The organism is Actinocrispum sp. NPDC049592, assembly GCF_040675465.1.
Taxonomy (GTDB): domain Bacteria; phylum Actinomycetota; class Actinomycetes; order Mycobacteriales; family Pseudonocardiaceae; genus Kibdelosporangium.
In genome coordinates this window covers 125,922-150,591 of the sequence record NZ_JBFAPA010000008.1, presented here as the reverse complement: position 1 = coordinate 150,591, position 24,670 = coordinate 125,922, and the positions used below count along the sequence as shown (strand labels likewise).

Sequence of the window (24,670 nt, the reverse complement as noted above, 5' to 3'; positions counted from 1 at the left end):
GAACGAGTGTCCGGCGACGGTGATCCCGCGGCCGCCGGACACTCGCCATGGATCAGCGGAGGGTGAGTTGCCAGAGACCGCGGCCATGAGTGGCCGCGACGACGGTGTTGCCGTCCGGGGTGAGGGTCAGGTCGTTGACGACGCTGCCCGGCAGCCCAATGCCCAACCGCGACCACCGGCCCGGTGTGCCCGCGTCGCTGATGAACGTTCCGGTGTCGGTGGCCAGCACCAGATGTCCCTGCGAGACAACAAGATCGTCGCCGGGAGTGTCGGGCAGGTTGCCGGAGATGTCGGTCCAGCGGGCGCCGCCGTCGCGGGACTCGAAGACGTGCCCGACCCCGCCACCGGGGATCCAGTGCCGGGAATACCCGCTGTAGACGGCGTAGATGTGACCCGCGTTGCGCGGATCCACCGTGAGCCCGGCGATGAACCGCTGCGGCAGGTTGGGTGCGGTGATCCGGTGCCAGGTGCCGCCGTAGTTGGTGTCGATGCCGGACGCGAACGCCGGTCCGGGGTTGCCGCCACCGGCGACCCACGCCGCGTAGGTGGTGGAACCGTTGACGGCCAATGCGGTGGCCAGGCGTGGTGCGCCATTCGAGCCGAGACCGAGGTCGTGCACGTTCTTCCAGTCACAACCATCGGAATGGCACTTCGTGGCCCAGGACGCGGTGTCGTCCCAGACGAACTCACCACCGGCGACCCAGTGTCCCGGGTTGGTCACGTCGGCGACGAAGGGGGCGATGAACCTGGCGGTCGGGTCGCAGCCGGGCATCGGGTTCGGGTCGTCCGGGTTGGCACCGCACACCGGGCTGATGGTGCGGAAGTGGTGCCCGCCGTCGGTGGTCAGGTACATCGCGAGGTTGGTGTACTCGCCGACGGAGTTGCCGCCGTTGCGGGGATCGACCAGAACCAGCCCGCCGTCACCACCGGCCGGCTGCAGCATCGTCGGCGCGTTGCGGCCAGGCAGCAACGAGGTCCCGTTGTCCTGCAGACCGCCCCAGTACGCGACTTTGCCGCCCGGCAGGGCGCCGGTGCCCGCACCGTAGTACTGCAAGGTGTGCAGTGTCTGGTTCGTGTCGGTCCAGTCGCCCAGGCCGTGGTGGGTGAGCGGGCGGTGCCAGACCCCGCCGTCGTTGCCCGCCCAGACCTGTCCGTCCACAATGGTCAACGCGTGCTGGTCGGGGTGTGTGGTCTTGGGACAGTTGGGGTTGCAGGACAGGCCCAGGTTCCAGTACGGGCCGGCGATGTGGAAGGTGGCGCCGCCGTCGGTGGTCTCGAAGACCTCTTCCAGCGACAGGTACACGTGATTCGGATCGGCCGGATCGGCGGTGATGGCCTGGTTGTACCAAGCCTGCACGCCGACGTGGTAGCCGGGCTGGTTCTGCAGAGCCGATCCGGCGGCGCCCAACGAGTCGGAGTCGGCGACCTTCTTCCACGGCCCGGCCGGATCGCCGTTGGCGGACAGGAAGACGCCCTGCAGCGCGGTAGCCTCACCCTCGGCGAGCTTCTCCGGCGACTGCACGATCGCCCACAGCTGCTTCCCGGCCCAGGTGAACGTGGTCCGGCCGATGTCGTCGACGTCCAGGTCGCCCGTGGGGTGCACGAGGTGGAACGTGCCGGGTGCGCCACCGGCGTTCGAGACGTAGAAACCGTTGTAGGAAAGGTCATCCGGCGCGGTGGTGCCGCGCCAGCCGATCGCCGTGAGCACGGTCTGACCGTGGACCTGCACGTCGGTCGTGAAGTTGGTGCGGTACGGCGAATGCGTCGGGTTCGGGTCGGGAGCGAACACCTGCTGCCACGGACCGGAGGTGCTCGGGGAGTGCCGCCACAGGCCATGGCTGGTGGCCGCGAAGATCGTGCCGTCACCGGCCCGGGTCAAGCGGAAGATCAGTGCGCCGTCGACTTCGCCGCCGCCGACCTTGCGGTAGGTCGTCCCGAAGTCCTCCGAGACGTAGACACCTTGGCCGGCATAGGAATCCGAGCTGGTGTTGGCCTCACCGGTCCCCGCCCACACCCGGTGGGACGGGTCGACCAGCAGCGCGCCGATGGACGGGCTGGGCGGTCCGGCGAGCGCGGGGTACCAGTGGCCGCCCTTGTCGAACGTCCGCCACACCCCGCCATCGGCGGCGCCCGCGTAGATCACCCAACCGTCGGAGGCGAGCGCGGTCGTCCGGCCACCGACGAGACCCCAGCCCGCGCCGGCGTTCGACTCGACCGGGTCGGCGTATCCGGCCGGTTCGGAATCGTAGGGCTGGTTGGTGACCTCTCGCCACAGCCCGCCGGCCAGCGGCAGCCGGGCACCGTCGGCCTGAGCGGCCGCGACCGCTTGCGGTGGCACAACCGTGCCAGGTGCGATCCGCTGGTTCGCGAACTCGGCGGCCCGGTCGGCGATCTCCCCGGCGTCGTGCTCCTCTTCCTCCGCGATGCTCAGACCCGGGTGCGAGTGATGCGTCAACGCGTACCGCGGTGGAGACGGCGGTAACGGATCTTCTGGTGCGGCCACAGCCACTGGGGACATGAGCAGGGTCGTGCTCATGCCGGTCACCAGCGCCATGACCTTCGTCAAATGTCTCTTTCCCACCGGATCCTCCTCAAGAGTCCGAACACGCTGGGAGACAGGACGAACACACGGTAGGTGCGTCCGCCCCGGATACAAGCCCCCATGCGTCGGTTTTTCTTGAGGCACAAGCGAAATCACCGAAATGTCCCAGATCGGGACACCAGGTCGCGGCGGGCGAGGTGTGGGGAGCGCGACCGGGCGGTCGCGCTCCGCGCAACGCGGTCAGGTCACTTCACCACGCCCCGCATCTCGGTGATCTCGGCCTGCTGGGCGTCGACGATCTTCTGCGCCAAGGCCTTGGCCTCGGCGCTGGACCCCTTGGCAAGCTCGGTCTTGGCCATGTCGATCGCACCCTCGTGGTGCTTGATCATCATCTGGGTCCACATGCGATCGAACTCGGCGCCCTTGGCCTGGGTCAGCTGCCGCATCTCGTCGGCGGTCATCATGCCGACGCCGCCCATGTCCATACCGGGCATGGAATGGTCCATTCCCGGCATGCTCGACGGTGCCGAACCCCACGTGGTGAGCATGTCGGTGAGCTGCTTGATCTCCGGGTCCTGGGCCTGCTGGATGCGCGACGCCAGATCGAGCACCTTCTTGTCGGTGCTGCGCGACGGCACCAGTTTCGCCATCTCCACCGCCTGGGCGTGGTGCGGGATCATGCCCTGGGCGAAGGTGATGTCGTCGGCGTTGTGACCCGCCTGGGCCGCGGACGAGGTGGCGCCCGTGCTTCCGCCGCTGGAGTCCGTGGCGTTCGATGAACCGCAGCCGGCGATGAGGGCGAGCGCGGCAGCCGCGCTCGCACCAACGAGGAACTTCCTCATGGTGTTGATGTCCTTTGTGTCGTGACTATGAGAGTTGTCGCCAAACACGGCGGCATCGAGCCGAAGCCGCCGTTGGGCCTCTCACAGCCGCAACACGCACACGGAACTGAGCAGATCACGCCCCGACGGATCGGGCGGCCGATCGGCCCGCCGGATCAGCGGTGGACGCCGAAGTGTGAGTATCCGCACAGGCAGGGACATCAGGAGCAGGAACACGATCAGCAGCAGGCTCGCGACGGCGGTCAGCACGGCGAGACACAGATGCGCCAGCTCGTGTTCAGAGGCCGGGCAGTGCGGCTGGGCCGGGTGATCCTCCTGGACGGACGCGACGGCCACGCCCGCCATCGCCGCAGGCTGGTCGGGACACGCCGGTGGCATGAAGTGGTGCATGCTCACCACGCCCAGCAACAGCAGGCAGAGCAGGAGCCAGCGTGCTCCCCGCTCGTACCCGCTCCGCCTCATGCCGATCACCTTAGTAGTCACGTGACCGCCGCGCGTCCGGTTCACCCGCCTTGCATTTATACCCCCTCTGGGTATATACCTCGGTGCATCGGGTACCCCCTGGGGGTAGCGAGCGGAGGAGGGTGATGATGTCCGAGACGCACGAACACCACCAGCACGGCGGTGCCAGCTGGGCCATGGCCGCGGCCGCCACGCTGCACTGCCTGACCGGCTGTGCCATCGGCGAGGTGCTCGGCATGATCATCGGCACCTGGCTGGGACTGAACAACTTCGGCACGATCGTGCTCGCCATCGCGCTGGCCTTCGTGTTCGGCTACGCGCTGACCATGCGCGGCGTGCTCAAGGCGGGGCTGGACCTCAAGCGGGCCTTCAAGGTCGCGCTCGCCGCGGACACCGTCTCCATCGTGGTGATGGAGATCGTCGACAACGCCGTCGTCGTCGCCGTCCCGGGCGCGATGGACGCGGGACTCGGTGATGTCCTGTTCTGGGGCTCCCTCGCGGTGTCCCTGGTGGTCGCGTTCGTCCTGACGGTCCCGGTGAACAAGTGGATGATCGGCCGCGGCCGCGGGCATGCCGTCGTGCACGCCTACCACCACTGACAGACCGGCTGGTCGCGGTCACTCCCGCCGGGCCGCGACCAGTAAACTGACCGCCAGCACGGCCAGAAGTGCCGCGAGGCCAAGGAATCCGGCGCCGAGCGTCGCCGCCGTGGCGATCGCGCCGACCAACAGCGGACCGCCCGCATCGCCCAGTTCACGCCCGACCTCCGCGGCGCCCATCGTCTGGCCTAGCCGCTCCGGCGGAGTGGCCGCCGCGAGGTGGGCGAACCCGACCGGCGTGGCCAGGCCCACTCCGGCGCCGACGGCCACCGCCGCCACCAGAACCCCTGCGACACCAGGGATCCACGCCGCCAGCACCATCCCGGCAGCCGCCAGCCCAAGCCCGCCAGCCAAACCGGCGCGGTCACCAAGACGCCCGGCATCATGCGCACGACCCGCCCACGGCTGCACCAACGCGGAACACAGCGCCAGCAACGACACCGCGGCACCAGTGACCACTGTGGACAGTCCGGCCGAAGCGCCGACGACGGGCAGGAAGCCGACACCGACCGCCAGCGCCGCCGTGGTCGCGGCAAGAGCGGCCGTGGGACGCAGGAAGTTGCGGTGCGTCAAGCGGCGGACGAGGTCGAGCACGGTCTGACGAGTCCGCGGCAAGGGCGGCGCGGCGGGCACGACCAGCAACGCCCACACAGTCACGACGAGCGCCAGCCCGGCCAGCACGCCGAACAGCAACGAAAACCCGCCGACGGCGATCAGCACACCGCCCAGCAGCGGACCGACCGTGTAGCCGACGCTCTTCCACGCCCCATAGCCACCGAACGCCCGGCCGTGCCGCTTCGCCGGGGACAACCGCGCGACCAGCGCACTGGCGGCGGGGGAGAAGGCGGCGGCCGCGGCGCCCTGTCCGAACCGCGCCACCCCGACCGCGGCGGGGTTCCCGGCGATGACGAACGCGGCCGACGCGACCGCGAAGGCCACCAGCCCGCCCAGCAGCACCGGCCGCGGGCCGACCCGGTCGGCCAGCGACCCGAACACCGGCTTGAGCACCACCTCGGCCCCGTCGTAGACCGCCAGCAGCAGACCCAAGGTCAGCAGCCCACCGGTGGTGTACGAGCCGAGGTTGGCGGCGATGCTGTGCGCGCCGAACGCGGTGACGAACCCGGCCGCGTACAACGGCCGCAACTGGGCGCTCACCCGGCCGCTTCGCGTTTCTTCCGCCGTCGCCGCACCACATGCCGGACGACCAGCGCCACCACCACGAGCCCCAGCGCGATCAACAGGTAGAGCTGATAGCGGTGGACCTGTTCGTAGATCGCCGTGATGTGCGTCCCGGCGAGATCACCCACTCCCGCCCACAGACCCACCCACAACGCCGCGCCCAGCGCGTTGAACGCCAGGAACCGGAGCCACGGCATGCCGGTGATCCCGGCGATGATCCCGTTGGCCTGCCGCAGTCCCTCGACGAACCGGGCGATCGTGACGACCTTCCCGCCGTGACGCGCGAAGAACCGTTCCGCCGTGTCGAGCCGTTCCTCGGTCAGGAACACATACCGCCCGAACCGCAGCACCAGCCGCCGCCCGCCGAAATGCCCGATCGCGTACCCGATGTTGTCGCCCAGCACCGCCGCGACGATCGCGACCAGGACCACGAGCACGATGTTGAGATGCCCGGCGCCGGCATAGACCGCGCCCGCGATCAGCACCGTCTCACCCGGCGCCGGGATGCCGAAGTCCTCCACCAGGATCAGCCCGCCGATGCCCAGGTAGCCGTAGTGGTCCAGCAGCGGGGCCAGGCTGCCGAGGATCCCGGGTAGTTGAGGTGCGTCTCCGGTCATGTCAGCTCCGGTCACATCTGGTGCAACGCTTGGAAAACGCGTTCGGTGTAGTCGGCCAGCCGGTCGGCGCAGTGCTTGAGCCGCAGCTCGGCCTGGGCGGCCGACGGGGCGCCGAACACGTCGCGGGCCTTGAGGGCACGGTGCCAGCGGCGCAGCCGTTCCAGGCTCTGCTCCTCTTCCTCCAGCTCGGCCATGGTGAACTTGCCGTTCCGGATCTCCTTGTCGATCTCGGCGTCGAACTTCCCGCAGTCGGCCAGGAACTCCGTCCACTCCTCCTGGCGTTCGGCGGTGAACATGTCCTCCAGCCGGGCGCCGTCCTGTTCGGCGCGGCCGGTCGCGTTCAGCACGATCACCTCGCCTTGACCGCGCTGTGCCAGCTCGATCGCGCGCGTCACCCCGTCGGCGAACCCCGGCACGTCCGGCACCGCCCACGTGCCCTGTCCCAGCGACAACGCGCCGGCGCGCCGCAGCTCCCGCCACACCGCCACCCGATGCCGCGAGGGCTCCGCTGGTACCCGCACCACCAGCACCAGCCACCGACCCGCCCGCACATCCGTCACAACGGCGAATGTAGCACGTGTTACATCTGGCGATGTCTACTGCCTGGACAACGCGAACGCTGCGAGGAACCCGACGACGGTGATGATGCCGATCCACAGGTGGGCGTTCTCGAACGCCTCCGGGATCATCGTGTCGGCGATCATGGCGGGAATCGCGCCGCCCGCCAGCGCGGTGATCGCCGCCAGAACGACGCCGGAAGCACCGCCCAGCACGCCGTAGCCGAGCATCGCGGCCAGGCCGCTGACGATCGTGATGGTCGCCCACAACCCGAACACGTACCGGCGGCTGCGGCCCGCGTTACGCATCCCCGAGGCGCTGGACAGGCCCTCCGGGACGTTGCTGATGAACACCGCGACCACCGTGACCACGCTGACCGCACCGCCGCTGAGCAGGCTGGTCCCGATGACAATCGACTCCGGGATGCCGTCCAGCAGCGCCCCGAGCGCGATGGCGGTACCGGAACCGGCCTGCTCGGACTCGGACGGCTGCTGGTTGCCCGACCGCTTGCGGTGGCGCGCTCCGTGACGGGCCAGGATGACGTTGGCCACCGTGTAGATCGCCGCCCCGCCCCAGACCGCCGCGCTCGTGCGCCTCGGCGATGAGCTCGAACGACACCTGTTCCTCAGCCGCATGAGATCACCCGGTTGTGGGTATGGCGTACCACGAGGCGGGAGAAATGAACGCGGGAACGACAAGGCGCCCCGATGGCTGACGACGTGCGTATCGCCGACCGGTACCTGCTGATCAGAGTGTTGGGCCGCGGCGGGATGGGCCAGGTGTGGCAGGCCTATGACGAGCGGCTGCACCGCAAGGTCGCGGTGAAGCAGCTGCTGACCCCTGCGGAACTGGACGACGGGCAGGCCGCGGAGGCCAGACGGCGGGCCGTACGTGAGGCGCGGATCGCCGCGCGGCTGCAGCACAAGAACGTCATCGCCGTCTTCGACGTCCTCGACGAGCACGGCACCGTGTACCTGATCATGGAGTACCTGCCGTCCCGGACCCTCGCGCAGGTGCTCACCGACCGCGGCACACTGCCGTTGGCCGAGGTGGCCCGGATCGGTCTGGAGATCGCCGACGGGCTGCACGCCGCACACCAGGCGGGCGTGGTGCACCGCGACGTCAAACCCGGCAACATCCTGCTCGGCGCGAACGACACGGTGAAGATCACCGACTTCGGCATCGCCCGCGCCGTCGGCGACGCGGGCACGACCGCGAGCGAGCTGGTCGTGGGGACACCCGCGTACATGTCGCCCGAGGTGGCCAAGGGCGAACGCCCAACGTTCGCCTCGGACGTGTACTCGCTCGGCGCCACCCTGAGTACCGCGATCGAGGGAACATCCCCGATCGGTTACAGCGACAACGCGATGGCCTTGCTCTACCGGGCCGCATCGGGCGAGATCACACCGCCCACCCACGCGGGCCCCCTGACGGACATCCTCGCGCGGATGCTGCAGCCCGACCCGGCCCGGCGCCCACCAATGCCCGAAGTCATGGCCACGCTGGCTGCCCAGCTCGCCGTTCCCGCTCAGCCCGGGGTTCCCGGTGTGGTTCCCGCGCAGGCTGTGGCTCCTGCCCAGCCCGGCGCGTCCGTGGTTGCCGAGCAGCCCGTGGTCACCGATGCGCCTGCGGTTGCCGAGCCGGTCGTGGATCCGGATCCGCCGACGGCCGTACTGGTCCCGAACCGCGCTTCGGTTCGCCGACGGCGCCGCGGCGCAGTGCTGGTAACCGCTGCCGCGCTGCTTGCCGCCGGAATCATCGCGATCACCGCGGGAGACCGGCCTAACTCCCCGGACAACACCGCCGCCCCCGCCACCTCGTCGGCACCAGCACCTCCCTCGTCGACAACCTCCACGGTGTCGGCACCGACGAGCACCACCACCACCACACCGCCGCCTCCGCCCAGCAGCCAGCCACCGGTCACCACCACCGTCGCCAGCCCGGCCGCACCTGACGCCCAGGCGACCGTCGCCGAGTACTACACCTTGATGCCCGGCAACCTGACCGACGCCTGGACCAGGCTGACAGCCAAGTTCCGGCAGCACCCCGCAGGCGGGTGGAGCGGGTACCAACGGTTCTGGGGGCAGATCAGCAGCGTCCGCGCCACCACGGTGACACCCGTCGCGGACAACGTCGTCGAAGCGACGATCGAGTACCGCTTCAAGGACGGCAGGACAGTACTCGAGCGGCACCGGTACACCCTCGTCCGGCAGGACAACCGGTGGAAGATCGACGAGTCCACCGTCCTCAGCAGCCGGACGCTATAGCCCGCGGTCCAGATAGCTGGTGGAGCCCGGGAAAGCGATGGTCGACAGCAACGCGACCGACGGATCGCGAGAGTCGAGCCGGGTGTGCTGCACCACGACCGGGACATCGCTGACGATCACACTCGCATAGTCCGTCGCGCGCGGGACCGGCTCCGGGTCGGTGAAGTCGTTGAACCGCACATGCCGCGTGCGCCGCGCCGGGACGACCACACCATAAGGACCCACTGGCTCCCGGTCGGCGAAGTACAGCGTGATCTCGAGGTGCGCATCCGCGTCCCCGGCATTGAGCACACACGCAGCCTCATGACTGACCAACGCCCCCGTACCGTGCTCACTCTGTTCCTCCGGAGGCAGGTATCCCTCCGGAATGGCCCAAATCTTGTGTCCAAGAGTCGTCATACCGCCCGGGTACCCCATCCAACGGCCCACACGCCGCCCCAACATTTGCATACAGCAAACATCGCGGTGAAGAGGCGGCACACTTCTACCGGCTGGCCATCGACCACGGAGATGTCGACGCCCTCAAACCTCGGCGACCTGAAGGCTGGCATCCCTATGCGCCGCTGAGCGCTGGTGTGCGCTCAGCGGCGGAGGCACGCGGGACTACTTGGCGGCGGGGGTGTCCAGCAGCATCGTGTTGATGTCAACGTCGCCTGTGAGCATTTGGTAGCGCTTCATCAGGTCGAGGGTGCGCTGCAGGCGGGTGCGGTCGATGCTGGTCGGGAACGTGCCGATGCCGACGAGGGACGCGACCGACTTGTCGATCTTGGCGTACTGCTCGACGGCGGCCTCGACGACCGGACGTTGCTGTGCGTCGGTCGAGGCGCGGGTGAGGGCTCGGCGGAACGCCTCGGTGGTGCGGGGGTTGTCGTTGACGAACTTCGCCGACCCGGCGTACCCGGAGATCGGGAAGTTGGCGGTCGGGCCGCTGGAGGTGTCCAGCACCGGGGTGGCGCCGATGGACCGCTCGGCCTGGGTGACGTACGGCTCGAGCATGACGGCGGCGTCCACACTGCCGTCGGCCAGTCGCGCCTGCATGTCCGGGAACGGGAACTCGACCCAGGTCACGCTCGAGTAGTCGACGCCGTTGGTGTCCAGCGCGGACTTGGCCAGCAGGTCGGTGATGCTGTTCTTGGTGTTGGTGGCGATCCGCTTGCCCGCCAGGTCCTTCGGGCTCTTGATCGGCGAGTCGCGGCGCACCATGATCATGAAGATGTTCGCGGCGGTCTGGTAGCTGTCCGCGACGATCTTCAGGTCGGCGGCGCCCTTGGCCTGGGCCTGGAAGTACGGCACGTACGCGCCATAGGTGAACTGCAGGTCGCCGCTGACGATCTTGGGCACGGCCACCGCGGCGCCGGCGACGGTCTCCAGCTGGACGTCCAGCCCTTCCTGGGCGAAGTAGCCCTTCTGCTGGGCGATCCACACCGGCGCGGCATCGATGATCGTCATCGCCCCGACCTTGATCTTCGGCCGTTCCGGCCCCGTGGTGCCCGCCGCGCCGGGGCTCGACCCGCCGAACAGGCCGCAGCCTGCGACGACGGCGACAAGCGCGATGACCCAGACGGCGAGCAGGGGAGCGGAACGTCTTCGTATGTGCGCATCCATCGGCAACCTCTTCGGCGAGAAGGGAAATCTGCTGCCTGCGCACCGGCACCCCCAATACGTCTGGTGCATGCGGATTGGTTCACAACCGCGGCTTGCCGAGGATGGATGTGGCGAGACCTCCTCAGCGGCGGCGCAGGATGGAAGCCACAGTGTGCGAACCCGGGCCCAGCACGGCGATGAGCAGGAAGATCCAGCTGTACAGCGCGGCGGGCTCACCCATGTTCTGCAACGGCAACAGGCCCAGCTGCTGGTGCACCGTGAAGTACGCGAAGGCCATGATGCCGGAGCACAGCACGGCGGCCGGGCGAGTGTAGATCCCAAGCAGCACAAACGCTCCGGCAACGAGCTCGATCACACCGGCGTACCAGAAGGGCCACACACCGAAGGGGACGGCGGTGCCAGCGCCGTCGACGCCACCGAACAGGCCGAACCCCTGCAGGCCGTGGCAGACGAACAGGAACGACACCACGACCCGGAAAGCCGAGACGGTGGCGCCGGAGACGGCGGTCTTGGTGGTGGTGGGCAGGGTCGAGGTGGTCATTTCGGGGTCCTTCCGGGACTTCGCTCTGTCGCTCTGACACAGAGGCGTCGAAGCGGCCCCGCGCGGATCGACAACATCGCGCCAAGATTTTTGCGGGGGCCTGGAGTGAACTGGTACGACCAGGCGGCTACGTGGTCCTGGTCGTGCCACCCGTCCGGTGAGCGGACGATGGGGGCGCTGTGGGATTGGCCGTGTCTGGCGCGGCCGGCCCCTACGAGCCCAGTGTCCAATGTGGTCAGACAGGTCGGCGCGCCGTTGCCGTGGCTGGTTCCGGTGGGCGTCGACAGCGGCCTGATCGGCTTGGCAAGGTCAGGATTCCCCTGGCCGAAGCTTTGACATGTCGGCAGTTCGGCCGACCATGATCGGTAGGATCCGGGGAAATCGTTCCGCAGTGGGGGTTTCGCAGTGGTGATGACGGCGTTGGAAGCGGGGGATGTGCTCGCCGATCCCGGGGCGTACACGGATGTGAACAAGCTGGACAGTTCGTTGGCGGTGCTGCGGCGGGAATCGCCCGTGCACTGGGTGGAGTCGCCGAACTACCGGCCGTTCTGGGGGATCACCAGGCATGCGGATGTGATGACGATCGAGCGTCAGCCCGAGCTGTTCCGCAACGCGCCACGCCCGATCCTGGTTCCCACGAGGGTGGAGGAGCAGGTCACGAAGCAGCGGTCAGGCTTCCGCACGCTGGTCCAGATGGACGGCCGGCAGCACAAGGTGATGCGCGCGATCGGCGCGGATTGGTTCACCCCGCGGGCCATGCGCCGGATGGAGACCCGCATCCAGGAACTGGCCAAGCGGTATGTGGACCGGATGGCCGAACTCGGTGGGCGGTGCGACTTCGTGACGGATGTCGCCGCGCACTTCCCGCTGTACGCGATCCTGTCGCTGCTGGGCCTGCCCGAGGAGGACTTCCCGCGGGTGCTGCACCTGACCCGGGAGATGTTCGGCAACAGCGACGAGGAACTCGCCCGGGACACCGACCCGGCCAAGTTCACCGAGGTCCAGCGGGACTTCTTCAGCTACTTCGGCGACCTCACCGCCCGCCGCCGGGCCACCCCGACCGACGACCTCGCCTCGGTGATCGCCAACGCCCGCGTCGACGGCGAGCTCCTGTCCGAACTGGACACCATCTCCTACTACACGATCATCGCCACGGCCGGGCACGAGACCACCACAGCGTCGCTCGCCGGTGGGCTGCACGCGCTCATCGAGCACCCGGGCGAGCTGCGCCGCCTCCAAGCCGATCCGGGCCTGTTGCCGACCGCGGCCGACGAGATGATCCGGTGGACCTCACCCGCCAAAGGGTTCATGCGCAACGCCGTCGAGGACTACGACCTGCGTGGTGTGACCATCAAGGCCGGCGACGCGGTCTTCCTGTCGTACGTGTCGGCCAACCGCGACGAGGAGGTCTTCGACGACCCGTTCCGGTTCGACGTCGGCCGCACCCCCAACAAACACCTCGCGTTCGGCTTCGGCGTGCACTACTGCCTCGGCGCCGCCCTGGCCAAGATGGAGATCCGCGCGTTCTACGCCGAGCTGTTGCCCCGCCTGCGATCCATCGACCTGGCCGGCACCCCGAAGCCGGCCGCCACCACCCTCGCCGGCGGCCTGAAGACCCTCCCGATCAGCTACACGCTGCAAAGTGGACAGCAGGTCGCCAGGTGACGGTCCAGACCTTCCCGCGGTGAAGAGATTACGTAGGCATGGCAAGGAAAACGGCCGCCGAGCGTGACGAACGCGCATAGTTTCCGTGTCCGGCGTGTGAACGGCCCGTCCGCGAAACATGCTGGAAACAATGGACGTTCACCCTGCCGCTTGTGACGACGATGGTGGGGATTCCCGCCCGCAACGAAGCCGCCACGATCGCGAATGTCGCGACGGTCGCGGACGCCGGACTGCGTGCTGCCTGTCCGGGTAATGACAATCTCATCGTGCTCGCCGACAACGGCAGTACCGATGGGACGCCGGCGCGGTTTCTGGCCGCCGAGACGCGGACGCGCCGGCTGGTGGTCTCCTCGCCGGGAGCAGGCACCGGGAAGGGGACGAACCTCCTTGCCCTGATGCGAATGGCGGTCGAGCACGGCGCCGAACGGCTCATCCTGCTCGACGCCGACGTCCGCTCCGGCGAACCGGAGTGGATCCGGCGGCTGGCCGCCGCGGTCGACTCCCCGGCTCCGGTGCTGGCCGTGCCCACCTACCGGCGCAACCGGTACGAGGCCAACACGACCAACCACCTGGCCAGCCCGTTGGTCGCGGCCCTGTTCGGAACCCCGCTGCAGCAGCCGATCGGCGGCGAGTTCGCGCTCAACCAGGCCCTGCTGCGGCGCGCGGTGAACTGGCCGGTCCCGGCCAGCGCCGAGCTCTACGGCATCGACATCTGGCTGACCGCGAACACCCTGCGGGAAGGCCACCACGTCGAAGAGGTGCCGCTGGGCACCAAACTGCACAACTCACCGTTCCCGAAGATCCTGCACCTGCCGCTGCAGGTGCTCGACGCGCTGTTCCACGTCACCCTGCGGCTGGACGGGCCCCGGCCGGCCGCGATGGACCAGCGGGTGTCCCGCCGGTCCGCAGTGGACACCGCCGCCCTGCGCCAGGACCCCGCCCTGATCGAGCACGTCACCACCACAGTGGCCGGTTACTTCGCCCAGCACGGCACCGAGGTCCGGGCCATGTTCCCGGCCTCGGCGAACCTGCGCGAGACCCGGTGGGGCCTGCGGATCCTGACCCAGGACTGGCCGCACCTGCTCGCCGACGCGTTCGAAGCCCTGTCGCTCGGCCGGTTCCAGCCCGCCCGCGACCACCTGATCGCCCTGTACGTCAACCGGGTGCTCAGCTTCTGGGACGAGATCGACGGCCTGTCCGGCGCGGAGATCGACGCCCTGCTCGACCGGCAGGCCAGCGACACCGTCAAGGCCATCGCCGACCGCCAGCTCGTGTTCGGCCGCGCCACCGGACCCGACGGGTTCGACCGCGGCTACTGGACCGGCATCAGCTAGGTTTCACTGCTGCCACAGGAAAACAGCCTGCTTGTCGGACATGCAGGCGAACGCGTACCCGGAACCGCCGCCGAAGTTGGCGGCGGTCTCGTACTGGTGCCCCTCCTCCAGCTGCGCCACGAACCGCATCGGCTTGCCGCACACCGGGCAGGTGGGCGTCTCGTCGCCCTGGATCCAGGAGGGTTCACCGCCGAGCTGCCCGAGCACGTCCCGCGTCCGTTCCCCGAACGACCGGCGAGCGGTGTCGTAGTCCTCGTCCGGATGGTCCTCGAGCTTGACCGCCGACACCTCCGGCAGCTTGGTCACCCCGGTGTCCGGCGGTGTCGCCGCGGTCAGCCCGTCCGTGCCGAACAGCAGCGCCTTGTTGCCGCCCGCGAACGGATCCCACTCCTCGCACATGCCGGAGTCGTTGGCGCACATGAAGATCGCCAGATACGCGTCCGGCAGCTGGAGCTGGGCCAGGAACTGCATCGGCCCGCCGCACGTCTTGCACGTCGGCCACTCGAACCCGGCCGGCACCAGCGGCACGCCGCCGGTCCGCGTCCCGGGCGCGTCCTCGGCGGCCGAGCCCGCGTAGAGCATCAGCGTCGTCACGGCCCGAGCCTAGAGACCACGGCGCGAGCCCGCACAACGAGCCTCACCGATCCAGCGCCGCCGCGACAATCGCCCTGATCTGGGGCTCGATCGCCGCCCTGGTGTGGGTCATCACCACCACCCCGAGGTCCTCGGCCGGGTCGGCCCACCAGGTCGTGCCGCCCGCACCCGGCCAGGTCACCTCACCGGCCGACCCGGGCGCCGGGAACCCGCCGACGCTCGTGCGCACCGCCATCGCGATGCCGAACCGGTGCCCGGGATTCCAGCCCGGCCTGGTCAGCCGGGTGATGTCGGTCCCGGGCGGCAGCTGGTCGGCCAGCATGTACTCGGTGGTCTTGCGCCCCAGCACCGGATCGCCCTTGCGCAGCAACATCTGCACGAACTTCAGGTAGTCGCTCGCGGTGCTCACCAGCCCCGCGCCGCCGGACTGGAACCGCGCCACCGACAGGTCCGGCAGCTCATGACCCGGCAGCGGCCGGGCGAACCGCGCGGGCGCCGAGACCCCGAACGTCGTACTGGTCATCCCCAGCGGCTCGAACACGTTGTCCCGCAGGAACTCCCCGAGCGACACGCCGGTGATCCGCTCGATGATCAGCCCGACGAGGTCCAGGCCCCACCCGTAGTGCCACATCTCGCCCGGCGCGTGCAGAAACGGCAGACCGGACAGGCGGTCCACGAACTCCTCGCCGGTGTAGGAGGTCATGCCGTTGCCCACGGCCTCGGCGTACAGCTTGTGCACGTCGGTGTCGCCGAGCAGGCCTTCCGGGATGCCCGCGGTGTGCCGCAACAGGTCCAGCACCGTCGGCTCGACCTCGCGGGCGAACCCGGGCAGGTAGGTGCTGATCGGCGCGTCCAGCACCAGCCTGCCCCGCTCCACCAGCAGCATCGCGGCCGTAGCGGTGACCGGCTTGGTCATCGAGGCGATCCAGAACAACGCGTCCTGCGGCATCGGGATGGCCCGCGGCTGGTCCAGGAACCCGACGGCCTCCAGGTGGACGTCGCCGCGGTGCGCGATCCCCAGCACCGCTCCGGGCACCCGGCCGGCACCGATCTCGGCCTCGAGGAACGCGGTCAGCTCATCGGTTCGCACCCCACTACTATGCCTATTGGTAGATCCCGAACTCGTACAGGGAGTACCCATACCCGGTGCCGCGCTGCGTCCCGGTCAGGCGCACGTACCGGCCGCTGCCGGTGACCGCCAGGTCGTCGACGTCGCCGTCACTGGCGCCGGTCGCGTACACCTGACGCCAGTTCGACCCGTCATCGCTGGCCTCGATCGTGTAAGCCTTGCCGAACGCCGCCTCCCACACCAGCTGAATGTGGTTGAAGCTCGTCACCCGGCCCAGGTCCACCCGGATCCACTGCGGATCGCTCCAGTCACTGGCCCAGCGGGTGGTCGTGTCACCGTCGGTCGCGGCCTGCGGGGGATAGGGCGCACCCGGCCCGACCGCCTGGAACGACGACGCGGTCGTCGCCGCGCCTTTCGCGATGTTCGTCCCGGAGACCGGGGGAGCGACCACCCGCAACGACTTCCCCTCGATACCAACGTTCCCGTGACCGTCCCGGGCGTACAGGTAGATCTTCCACACGCCCAGGCCCTGCGGCGCGGTGACCGTGAACGTGCCCGAGCCGGTGAACGACGCCGGGACCAGGCCGCTGGCGTTGTTGATGTACTTGCTGTTGTACCCCATCGTGTAGGTGATCGGGTCACCGTCCGGATCGGACACGTCCGCCCGTAGCGTGAACGTCCCGCCGGCGGGCACATCCGTGACCCGGCTCAACGACATGTTCCTGATCACCGGTGGAGTATTGCCATCTGTCAGTCCACTATAGATTTTGCGCACCGCGTAGTACGACAGGCGTTTCTCGCCACCGGTGAAGATGTTGAACCAGATCCCGCCGAAGTCGCCCTCGGTGCCGTAGTGGAACAACGTCGCTCCCAGCGCCACTCCCGGATGCGCCAGGATGCAGTTCCAGGCGTTGATGTAGCCGTCGCGCTTCTCGATGTCCGTCGGGTCGGTCGGGACCTTGTTGACGTCCAGCGGGGTCTCCCACTCGCCGGCCGGCCCGGTCTCGGTGACGATGTAGGGCTTGGTGTAGCCGCCCGCGATCCAGTCCTGCTTCACCTTGCACACCTGGGCATAGGAGTTGACCGACATCAGGTCCAGGTTCGGCGCGTAGGCCTTGTAGTACGGCCAGGCGCCGGTCCACGCGTCGGTCGAGGTGACCGGGTGGTTGGTGTCGATGGCGTGGATCGCCTGCGCCGCCTGGTCGACGAACCTCGTGTAGGCGATCCGCTGCTGCTCAAGAGCGGGTTCGGCGTAGCAGTTCTGCATGCCCAGGATCGACTCGTTGCCGACGTTCCACATCAGCACACCCGGGTGGTTGCGGTACTCGGTCACCCAGCGGCGGATCTCGCCGAGCATGGTCGACTTGTAGTTCTCGTCCGTTGTGTAGTCGACACAGCCGCCACTGCCCGGGCCACCGCCGGGCTGCAGCCAGAACCCGTTGATCACCTTGATGCCGTTGTTCGCGGCCGCGTCGAGCAGGGGGAGTGTGGTGCCGTCGGTGCCCCAGGTGCGCACGGTGTTCACACCGATCGAGCGCAGCTCCGGCAGCCGGATCGCGGCATCCTGCGGCGGCGGTCCCCACGTCAGGCCCTTCACCAGGTATGGCTGGCCGTCAACTGTCAGCTGCCAGTTGCCCTGGGTGCCGGTGACATGCACGCCACCCGGCCCGTTCGCGGCGCCGTTGACCTGGAACTCCCACAGCGAATACCCATACCCGGTCGCCCGCCGCTTGCCGAGCATGCGGACAAAACGGCCCATCCCGCTGACAGACAACGTCTGATGTCCGCCAGTACTCGTTGTCGTGCTGTAGATCTGACGCCAACTGCTGGCGTCATCTGATATCTCGATGTCATACGCCGTCGCGTAGGCGGTCTCCCAGTCCAGCACGACCTGGGTGACAGTGGTGCGCACGCCGAGATCGACCTGCAGCCACTGCGGATCGCTGAACTGACTCGACCACCGGGTGTTCGGGTCGCCGTCCACCGCCGCGGCCGCCGGGGTACCGGCGTTCTCGACGCTGGACGCGGTCGCCGTCGCAGCTGCGGCGACACCCGGCGCGGGCACGATGAGCAGGGACAACAACAGTGCTAGGACAGGGAAAACCGAGCGCGAGCGCGCGCCCACAGTCGACGGCCGGTCCACGTTGACTCCAGCGGCAGTGGTGTGCAGGGTTCGGAGAGCGCTCTCCAATGATCCGATAGTTCGCCACCACCACCGCCCTTGTCAACCACCACCCGTCCCGGCGAAAACCAGATCGCCTCCGCCGATCATCTGAGTAGGGTCGGGCAAATGCCTGAGCTGAAGCGGCTGGATGCCGCTCATGCCGCCGCGGTCCTGGCGTTCGAGCTGGCCAACCGCGCCTACTTCGCCGCCTCGATCTCCGACCGCGGCGACGCGTACTTCGAGCATTTCACCGACCGCTTCAACGCCCTGCTGGCCGAGCAGGACGACGGCATCTGCGCCTTCTACGTGCTCCTCGCCGAAGACGGCTCGGTGCTCGGCCGGTTCAACCTCATCGACATCGAGGACCACACCGCGGAGCTCGGCTACCGGGTGGCCCAGCATGTCACGGGTCGCGGCGTGGCGACCGCGACCGTCCAGGAGCTGTGCCGGGTGGCGGTGGACCGGCACGGGCTGCGCACGCTGCGGGCGGCCACGGCCGAGGCGAACATCGCGTCCCAGAAGGTGCTGACCAACGCCGGGTTCGTCGCTGTCGGCCCGGCCGACCCGGCCCACCTCGGCGGCAAGCCGGGCACCTGGTACCAGCGCGACCTGGTACCGGAGTAACCGATGAGTTTGGACCTCGGCGGCCGTCTGTTCTGGTGAGCACTACGCGACACGACGGAGGACACACCATGACCACGACGCAACCCGGCCGCCCGCCGATCGTCGACATGGCCACCTGGCAGGCCGCCCGCGACGAGCTCCTGGTCCGCGAAAAGGCGCACACCCGGGAGGGCGACGCCATCGCCGCGGCCCGCCGGCGGCTGCCGATGGTGGAGTTCGACGGGAAGGTCGAGGTGGTCGGACCCGCCGGCCCGGTCCCGTTCGTCGAGCTGTTCCAGGGCCGCGACGAACTCGTGGTCTACAAGCACATGTGGTGGGACGGCGCTCCGCATCAGGGGCAGTGCGAGGGCTGCACCGTCACGGCGTGGGCCCTGAAGGACGCCGCGTACCTCAACGCGCGCGGTGTCTCGTTCGCCATCCTGACCCCGGGCCGCTGGGACGAGGTGGCCGCGTTCACCGAGTTCATGGGCTACACCCAGCCCTGGTACTCGGTGCGCGACGTGGCCGAGCCGGTCGGTGGCGAGATGGGGTACATCATGTGTTTCCTGCGCGAAGGTGACCGCGTGTTCCTCACCTACTCGACCACCGGCCGCGGCGGCGAGGTCGCCAGCGGGCACTTCGCCCTGCTCGACATGACGCCCTACGGCCGCGGCGAGACCTGGGAGGACACCCCCGAGGGCTGGCCGGAAGGGCAGCACGCGTGCTGGACGTGGCGCTCGGACCCCGACGGGAACCCCAGCTGGGGCCCGACGAGCCGCCCCGTGCCGCAATGGACCCGGCCCGGCGTGACCCCCGAGCAGACCCTCGGCCGCGAATGACACCGCGGTCGCCGCCGGAGAACGCACCCCGCGGCGACCGCTCTTTCGTCCATCCGGCAGCAGGACCGGCCGCGAATGAGGACGCGGTCGCCGCAGGAAAGCACATCCCTGCGGCGACCACGTTCTCGTTGACCGGTCAGCAGGACTGGCCGCGAACGTGCGCGTCCTGCTCGGTGTGGATCTTCATCCACCACCCGGCGGGCAGCGTGAAGTCCTTCCAGATCCACACACCCGGCGGCGTCCAGGTGGCGATCCGGCCGGAGGCGTTGCACGCGACGTAGAAACCGTCCCAGTCCTCATTGGACGGAGTCTGCCCGCCCGGCGCCAGCGGACGCCATTCGGTTCCCGGTTTCGGGCCGTTGGCGTCGAAATCCCGGATCGCCCACACCGTGGCATTGCTCTCGTTCATGACCGAGCCGCAGATTTTGACCACGCACCCTCCCATGACGACAACCTCGCCATCCGGATCGCCGGAACCGGATGAGGCGTTGGCGACCCCCAGTGACATCAAGAGCGTGGCCGCGACGGACGCGAGGACCGTGATGATGCGCCTCACAAGAGAACTCCTCCCCTGTAACTGGTCCGGCCGCTCCCCGGCGGCGGACCATGTGCCGGGAAGCATGTGGCCGGGCGCCCGGCCGGGGCAATGGCCGCGGCGTCCCATCTTCGCCGTGGGACGAAACCCCCGGTGTGATCAGCGGTTTCACCTCGAGCTTGGGACGCCTCAGCGCGACCGCGACTCGACCAGGACGGGTTCCTCGGTGACCGTGACCGTGTCCCCTGATCCGATGATCGTCGCACTGCCGTCCAACCGATGCAGTGCCTGCGCACGTGGGTTCGCGTTCACCGTCGCGGTTCCGGTGTCGGTCCACTCAATCCGCGCGTCGTAGGTGCGCGTCGCCTCCACAACGGTGAAGTCACATTCCCAGACATTGCCGGGCAAACCGATCTCGGCACCATGACCACACGAGCGGATCCGCGCATGGGCAAGCCACCTCTCCAGTTGTTCGACCGCCAATGCCGCCTGGGTGGGGGCGCCACCGACCGCTTGCAGCACAATGGGTATTCGCGTACCGCCCCAGTTGTAGAAATACATGCGTTCCAGGTTCGCTTTGCGTGCATACAGACCGACGAGAAAGAAACGCACCGCGTAGTCCCGGGCTTTCGTCTCGTCCAGCGACCCCTGCAACGTGATGTCATACGTCGTGCCCGTGCTCCACACCTTGGGCTGGATACCGGCTTCGTGCATGGTGCGGTCGATGGTGCTCACCAGGTCGAGCATCGTCTCCGGCGGATCGGCCGCGGTTTTCTGGAACAGCTTCACTCCCGCCACATCGCAGTAGTTGTAGCCGCCCAACTCGGCGAACCGCTTGAGGAACTCGACTCCCGCGGCCGTCCACAGCTGACCCATGCCCGGGCACACAACGGTGGCCCTGGGATCGGCCGCGCGGATGATGCCGCTGGCCCGGCGGGTCATCTCGACCAATGTCCCGACGCTGCCGGCGAAGTAGCGCCGGTCGTTGGCCAGCACCCACACCTCGTAGGCCTCGATCCGGCCGTGATACCGCTGGACCAGACCACGCACGAACGCGTCCCAGTCAGCGAGGTCATCGGGCGGCGCGGGCGACGACCCGTCCGGATACGGGCCCATCGGCCCATGCGGGCTCGCCCACCGCGGCGTCGCACCGAGCGTGAACAGCACCGGCAGACCGGCGTTGTCCGCTGCGCTCAGCTGCCGGTCCAGCACCGACCAGTCGGACGCACCCCGCGCCGGCTGGATCTCCGACCACCTGGTCGCACTGTCCCACAACCGAACCGCGCCGACCCGGAACGACGGCATGGCACCCGTGCCGCTGTTGATCGTCACACCGAACAGCGTGCTGGCGACCGGCGTCGGCGGTAGCTCCCAGTCCGGGCCGGAGATCCACTGGCCCACCGCCGGTGCGGGCCTGCCGAGTTCCTGCGTCGGCGTGCTGGATGTGCTGACCGCGACCAGTGCGGTGACCAGACCGGCCGCCAGCAACGACTTCACGAACCTGCGCCGGTGCACCACGCGTACAGCGGGCACGGCCGGTTCCTGCCGCTCGGGTTCCTCCTCGGCGGTCGCGGCGAGCCACAACTGGTGCAGGCGCACCATTTCGTCCGGTGCGGCGTCGCACGCCTTGCCGATGCGTTCGAGCACGCCGAACTCGTGCGGAACGGACGCGCCCGTACAGTACCGGTGCACGGTGGACTTGCTCACGTGGATCCTGCGCCCAATGCTCTCATAGCTGCGGCCACTGCGAATCTTCAAGTCTGCCAGCAGTCTTCCGAGATTCCGGACATACAACGAACTGTCAGTCACAAACGCCCCCACAACCGGATCACAGCGGATCCTGTCGCCCCAATTGGCCTGCCCGCCCCCCACCCCCTCCATCGGTATCCGGCCGGGATTCGTAAGCCGTTGCGGGACGCCGTTTCCGGGACGTCCGTTCCAGCAGGTCATAGCGTGTGCCGTGGCCCACCGTCCCGTGGGACGCCGGACCCGTGGCCCGCGCCGGACGGGGGCTGCCACGCTGCCGCCGCTTCCTTCTGGAGGTGACCGCGGGTTGACGCGGTCTTGCCGAAGAGTGGGGACATCCAGATGAGAAACCATTCCATGGTGAAGTGTGCCGCCACGGTGATCGCGGGAGTGCTGGCGCTGCTGGGGTTCGTCGCCCCGGCCAGCGCATCCCCGTCCACAGTGGACGGCGGGGTCACCATCCAGGGCACCTGCAACGACTCGTTCAACCCGTCCACCGACGGTGGCGAGGCGGCGTGGAACCTGGTCTGCGCGAACGGCGGGATCACCATCGGCGGCTGGGTGAAGGACACCGAGGCGGACGGCAGATGCGCCTACGTCAAGGCCTTCGCGGGCAACGGTGAAAGCCGGGTGCCGCTCGCCAAAGCGTGTCCCAAGGGCACGGTGACCCACTACAGCTGGCGAGTGGAGAACACCAGCGAGATCCGCGCGTACCTGTTCGTGGCCTGATGACCGCGGCCCTGGACCGATCTTCGCAGGGGACCGGTCCAGGGCGTTCGCCGGTCCCATGATGGGATACGGGCATGGCCGGACCGGTGCTGGAGATGTTGTGGGAAGCGGACGATCCCCGACACGCGCTCGACCGGAGATTCGGCTTCAGCGAAGGACGGTCCGCCGCGCGCTGGGTCGCCGCCATGCTGGCGGACCATTGGGGCGTCCGGGTCGATTCGTGCGAGCGGATCGTGATCAGCGACCGCAACGCGCTGGCGTGGGTCGGCACCTCGTCCGGGCGGCTGCTCGCGAAGTGGTCGGTCGCGGGGGAGCGGTTCGCACGGCTGGGGGAGATGGCCCGGCTCACGGATTGGCTGGACGGCCGGGGATTGCCGGTCTCAGCGCCCGTTCCCGCCCTGGACGGACGCCTGCAGGTCGAGGCCGGCGGTGTGTCGATGGGGCTGCAGCGGGAGATCAAGGGGGAGTTGCTCGACATCGCCGAGCCCGGTCAGGTGCGCGCGGCAGGGGCGGTTCTGGCCCGGCTGCAGGAGGCGCTGGCGGCATACCCGGACGCTGACCGGATCGCCGGTCCTTCCCTCCCGTTGACGGCACGGGTCACCGGCTGGCTCGACTCCGCTGCGGAGCACGTCTCCGCGATGGCTCGTGACGCCCTGCGCGGGCTGCTCGCCGGCGCCCCACCCGATCCGCTCCCGATTCAGCTGGGCCACCACGACTTCCGCTCTGCCAACATCCTGTGCGCAGCCGGCGAGGTCGTCGCGGTCATCGACTTCGAGGAAGCCAGGGCCGACCACCGGATCATCGAACTGGCCCGCGCGGCAGTCCTGCTCGGAACCCGTTTCCGCGACTGGGGACCGACAACGGCCGAGGTTCGCGCGGACTTCCTGGCCGGCTACCAGTCCGTACACCCGCTGACCCCGGTCGAGTCGGCGTGGTGGGAGATCGTCCTGCTCTGGCAGGCTTTGGTGTTCGTGCCGCCGGGCGATGACCCGGCCGGCTGGGGACCGTCGGCGCTGAGCCTGCCGGCCCGGGCTCCAGGCGCGGCGCGCGTCCCGCCTGGAGCCCGCTGATCACAACGGGTTTCAGCCGAGGCCGATCTGGCCGAAGAAGGTCTTGTTGTCCCAGAACAGGAACTCCTCGTCCATCGTGCCGCGCTTGTTCCAGATGCCGATGGTGGCCATGTTGATCGAGTACTTCTTGCCGGTGGGCTGGATGAACCCGCCGTTGCCGTCGGGCATCGGCCTGGTGAAGGTGCCCTGCATGACGCCCGCCACCGCGCTCAGCTCATCGGTGGCCAGCCGCAGGTAGTGCGAGTGGATGCGGGTGTCCGGGGCCCAGGCGAACAGGCCCTTGAGGTCCTCGATGTGCTTGTCGATGCCGTCGGTGTAGTGCCCGTCGGGCCAGTGCACGCGGATGTTCTGCGCGTGGCTTTCCTTCAGGCGGTTCCACTTCTGGTTGGTGAACACATCGAAGTCCAGCGTGTCCAACGTCTCCAGCTCATGGCGTTCGGCCCGGTTCAGGCCGTGCGGGAACGGCGGGTTGGGCACCGGCGTGCTGGCGGGGTCGGGGTGCAGGCCACGGCCGCCGTACCAGTCCGCAGCGGCGGCCTCGGCGTTTCCGCTGGTCACGGCGGTCAAGGCGAGTGCTCCGAAGGCGGCTGCGGCGCCGTTGGTCAGCAGCGAACGACGATCCATCGGGGAGATCCTCTCTGAGCGAGATCGGTTCCCAGAGGATCGCAGTAACTTTTTGAAAGCGCAAGCATGCAGATACCGGTGTGAGTTGGGTATCGTAGTAGCGTGGAGAGTGAGGACCTGGACGTCGAGTACGACGTCTTCGTGAGCAGCTGCCCGTCCCGTCCCACGTTGGAGCACGTCACCGGGCGGTGGGGGATGCTCGCGCTGGGCGCGCTGGCCGACGGGCCGCTGCGGTTCAACGCGCTCGCCCGCCGGGTCGAGGGCGTCAGCCAGAAGATGCTCGCCCAGGCCCTGCAGGCGCTCGAACGCGACGGCCTGGTCCACCGCGACGTCCAGACCACCAACAAGCTGCACGTCGAGTACAGCCTCACCCCGGTCGGCAGCGAGATCGCCGGCAAAGCCCTCGAACTGATCGGCCTGCTGCAGGCCCGGATGCCCGACATCCTCGCCGCGCAGGCACGCGCCGACGCCAAGACCGCATGAGCC

At 68.8% G+C, this 24,670-nt stretch carries 24 protein-coding genes and 1 pseudogene; 9 read left to right on the top strand and 16 right to left on the bottom strand.

The features are described from left to right. Positions 1 to 52 precede the first annotated feature (52 nt). The 3 genes from AB0J95_RS21705 to AB0J95_RS21695 form a co-directional block, all read right to left on the bottom strand. Complete coding sequence (locus AB0J95_RS21705; RefSeq protein WP_364760401.1) at positions 53 to 2,581, bottom strand: hypothetical protein; 2,529 nt, start codon at positions 2,579 to 2,581, stop codon at positions 53 to 55. Positions 2,582 to 2,787: 206 nt separating this feature from the next. Next, positions 2,788 to 3,384: a DUF305 domain-containing protein gene (locus AB0J95_RS21700; RefSeq protein WP_364760398.1), complete on the bottom strand. Its 597-nt coding sequence runs from the start codon at positions 3,382 to 3,384 to the stop codon at positions 2,788 to 2,790. An 81-nt stretch (positions 3,385 to 3,465) separates the two neighbouring features. Continuing rightward, complete coding sequence (locus tag AB0J95_RS21695; protein ID WP_364760395.1) at positions 3,466 to 3,846, bottom strand: hypothetical protein; 381 nt, start codon at positions 3,844 to 3,846, stop codon at positions 3,466 to 3,468. A 128-nt stretch (positions 3,847 to 3,974) separates the two neighbouring features. On the opposite strand from AB0J95_RS21695, the gene AB0J95_RS21690 reads away from it, so the two are divergent. Then, positions 3,975 to 4,445: a DUF4396 domain-containing protein gene (locus AB0J95_RS21690; RefSeq protein WP_364760392.1), complete on the top strand. Its 471-nt coding sequence runs from the start codon at positions 3,975 to 3,977 to the stop codon at positions 4,443 to 4,445. An 18-nt stretch (positions 4,446 to 4,463) separates the two neighbouring features. Here the strand turns inward: AB0J95_RS21690 and AB0J95_RS21685 are convergent, their stop codons facing one another. The 4 genes and pseudogenes from AB0J95_RS21685 to AB0J95_RS21670 form a co-directional block, all read right to left on the bottom strand. Beyond that, the gene (locus tag AB0J95_RS21685) at positions 4,464 to 5,600 is read right to left on the bottom strand and encodes an MFS transporter (RefSeq protein ID WP_364760389.1); all 1,137 of its coding nucleotides are present in this window, start codon (positions 5,598 to 5,600) and stop codon (positions 4,464 to 4,466) included. Beyond that, positions 5,597 to 6,241 carry a DedA family protein gene (locus AB0J95_RS21680; protein ID WP_364760386.1) on the bottom strand — a complete coding sequence of 215 codons (645 nt, stop codon included), beginning with the start codon at positions 6,239 to 6,241 and terminating at the stop codon, positions 5,597 to 5,599. The genes AB0J95_RS21685 and AB0J95_RS21680 overlap by 4 nt, the downstream gene beginning before the upstream one ends. Positions 6,242 to 6,252: 11 nt before the next feature. Then, positions 6,253 to 6,801, bottom strand: coding sequence for a Chromate resistance protein ChrB (locus AB0J95_RS21675; RefSeq protein WP_364760383.1), 549 nt, complete (start codon positions 6,799 to 6,801; stop codon positions 6,253 to 6,255). 36 nt (positions 6,802 to 6,837) lie between these two features. Beyond that, a pseudogene (locus AB0J95_RS21670) lies at positions 6,838 to 7,417 on the bottom strand (ZIP family zinc transporter); the annotation flags it as partial. An 89-nt stretch (positions 7,418 to 7,506) separates the two neighbouring features. On the opposite strand from AB0J95_RS21670, the gene AB0J95_RS21665 reads away from it, so the two are divergent. Next, on the top strand, positions 7,507 to 9,066 hold the full coding sequence (locus AB0J95_RS21665) for a protein kinase (protein ID WP_364760380.1): 1,560 nt from the start codon (positions 7,507 to 7,509) through the stop codon (positions 9,064 to 9,066). Here the strand turns inward: AB0J95_RS21665 and AB0J95_RS21660 are convergent. From AB0J95_RS21660 to AB0J95_RS21650, 3 genes are all read right to left on the bottom strand, one after another. Next, complete coding sequence (locus AB0J95_RS21660; protein WP_364760377.1) at positions 9,061 to 9,465, bottom strand: sensory rhodopsin transducer; 405 nt, start codon at positions 9,463 to 9,465, stop codon at positions 9,061 to 9,063. The two genes, AB0J95_RS21665 and AB0J95_RS21660, sit on opposite strands and share 6 nt — an antisense overlap. 204 nt (positions 9,466 to 9,669) lie before the next feature. Then, complete coding sequence (locus AB0J95_RS21655; protein ID WP_364760374.1) at positions 9,670 to 10,671, bottom strand: ABC transporter substrate-binding protein; 1,002 nt, start codon at positions 10,669 to 10,671, stop codon at positions 9,670 to 9,672. Positions 10,672 to 10,792: 121 nt separating this feature from the next. Beyond that, the gene (locus tag AB0J95_RS21650) at positions 10,793 to 11,212 is read right to left on the bottom strand and encodes a DoxX family protein (protein ID WP_364760371.1); all 420 of its coding nucleotides are present in this window, start codon (positions 11,210 to 11,212) and stop codon (positions 10,793 to 10,795) included. Between the two features lie 411 nt (positions 11,213 to 11,623). Here AB0J95_RS21650 and AB0J95_RS21645 point away from each other — a divergent pair, with 411 nt between their 5' ends. Both AB0J95_RS21645 and AB0J95_RS21640 read left to right on the top strand, forming a co-directional pair. Continuing rightward, complete coding sequence (locus AB0J95_RS21645) at positions 11,624 to 12,877, top strand: cytochrome P450 (protein WP_364760368.1); 1,254 nt, start codon at positions 11,624 to 11,626, stop codon at positions 12,875 to 12,877. Positions 12,878 to 13,038: 161 nt separating this feature from the next. After that, entirely contained in the window at positions 13,039 to 14,211 is a 1,173-nt protein-coding gene (locus AB0J95_RS21640) for a glycosyltransferase (RefSeq protein WP_364761117.1), read from the top strand. 3 nt (positions 14,212 to 14,214) lie between these two features. Here the strand turns inward: AB0J95_RS21640 and AB0J95_RS21635 are convergent, their stop codons facing one another. From AB0J95_RS21635 to AB0J95_RS21625, 3 genes are read right to left on the bottom strand one after another with little or no spacing between them, the layout of a single operon-like run. Further along, the gene (locus AB0J95_RS21635) at positions 14,215 to 14,805 is read right to left on the bottom strand and encodes a DUF1963 domain-containing protein (RefSeq protein WP_364760365.1); all 591 of its coding nucleotides are present in this window, start codon (positions 14,803 to 14,805) and stop codon (positions 14,215 to 14,217) included. Between the two features lie 43 nt (positions 14,806 to 14,848). Beyond that, positions 14,849 to 15,895, bottom strand: a complete 1,047-nt coding sequence (locus AB0J95_RS21630; protein ID WP_364760362.1) for a serine hydrolase domain-containing protein — start codon at positions 15,893 to 15,895, stop codon at positions 14,849 to 14,851. Positions 15,896 to 15,908: 13 nt separating this feature from the next. Then, positions 15,909 to 17,957, bottom strand: coding sequence for a discoidin domain-containing protein (locus AB0J95_RS21625; protein WP_364761114.1), 2,049 nt, complete (start codon positions 17,955 to 17,957; stop codon positions 15,909 to 15,911). A gap of 207 nt (positions 17,958 to 18,164) precedes the next feature. Between AB0J95_RS21625 and AB0J95_RS21620 the strand changes: the two genes are divergently transcribed. Together AB0J95_RS21620 and AB0J95_RS21615 are read left to right on the top strand one after the other, a co-directional pair. After that, a complete protein-coding gene (locus tag AB0J95_RS21620; RefSeq protein ID WP_364760359.1) occupies positions 18,165 to 18,662 on the top strand; it encodes a GNAT family N-acetyltransferase in 498 nt (165 codons plus the stop codon). Positions 18,663 to 18,730: 68 nt separating this feature from the next. After that, positions 18,731 to 19,480: a DUF899 family protein gene (locus AB0J95_RS21615; RefSeq protein WP_364760356.1), complete on the top strand. Its 750-nt coding sequence runs from the start codon at positions 18,731 to 18,733 to the stop codon at positions 19,478 to 19,480. A gap of 136 nt (positions 19,481 to 19,616) precedes the next feature. Here AB0J95_RS21615 and AB0J95_RS21610 read toward each other — a convergent pair whose 3' ends face one another. Both AB0J95_RS21610 and AB0J95_RS21605 read right to left on the bottom strand, forming a co-directional pair. Next, positions 19,617 to 20,036, bottom strand: a complete 420-nt coding sequence (locus tag AB0J95_RS21610) for a hypothetical protein (RefSeq protein ID WP_364760353.1) — start codon at positions 20,034 to 20,036, stop codon at positions 19,617 to 19,619. Between the two features lie 168 nt (positions 20,037 to 20,204). Further along, positions 20,205 to 21,896, bottom strand: coding sequence for a helix-turn-helix transcriptional regulator (locus tag AB0J95_RS21605; RefSeq protein WP_364760350.1), 1,692 nt, complete (start codon positions 21,894 to 21,896; stop codon positions 20,205 to 20,207). A 207-nt stretch (positions 21,897 to 22,103) separates the two neighbouring features. On the opposite strand from AB0J95_RS21605, the gene AB0J95_RS21600 reads away from it, so the two are divergent. Continuing rightward, entirely contained in the window at positions 22,104 to 22,490 is a 387-nt protein-coding gene (locus AB0J95_RS21600) for a hypothetical protein (protein ID WP_364760347.1), read from the top strand. A gap of 74 nt (positions 22,491 to 22,564) precedes the next feature. Then, positions 22,565 to 23,560 (top strand): phosphotransferase, encoded by a 996-nt coding sequence (locus AB0J95_RS21595; RefSeq protein ID WP_364760344.1) that lies wholly within the window; start codon positions 22,565 to 22,567, stop codon positions 23,558 to 23,560. A 12-nt stretch (positions 23,561 to 23,572) separates the two neighbouring features. Here AB0J95_RS21595 and AB0J95_RS21590 read toward each other — a convergent pair whose 3' ends face one another. After that, positions 23,573 to 24,184 carry an ester cyclase gene (locus AB0J95_RS21590; RefSeq protein WP_364760341.1) on the bottom strand — a complete coding sequence of 204 codons (612 nt, stop codon included), beginning with the start codon at positions 24,182 to 24,184 and terminating at the stop codon, positions 23,573 to 23,575. Positions 24,185 to 24,286: 102 nt separating this feature from the next. On the opposite strand from AB0J95_RS21590, the gene AB0J95_RS21585 reads away from it, so the two are divergent. After that, positions 24,287 to 24,667 (top strand): helix-turn-helix domain-containing protein, encoded by a 381-nt coding sequence (locus tag AB0J95_RS21585; RefSeq protein WP_364760338.1) that lies wholly within the window; start codon positions 24,287 to 24,289, stop codon positions 24,665 to 24,667. Positions 24,668 to 24,670 lie beyond the last annotated feature (3 nt).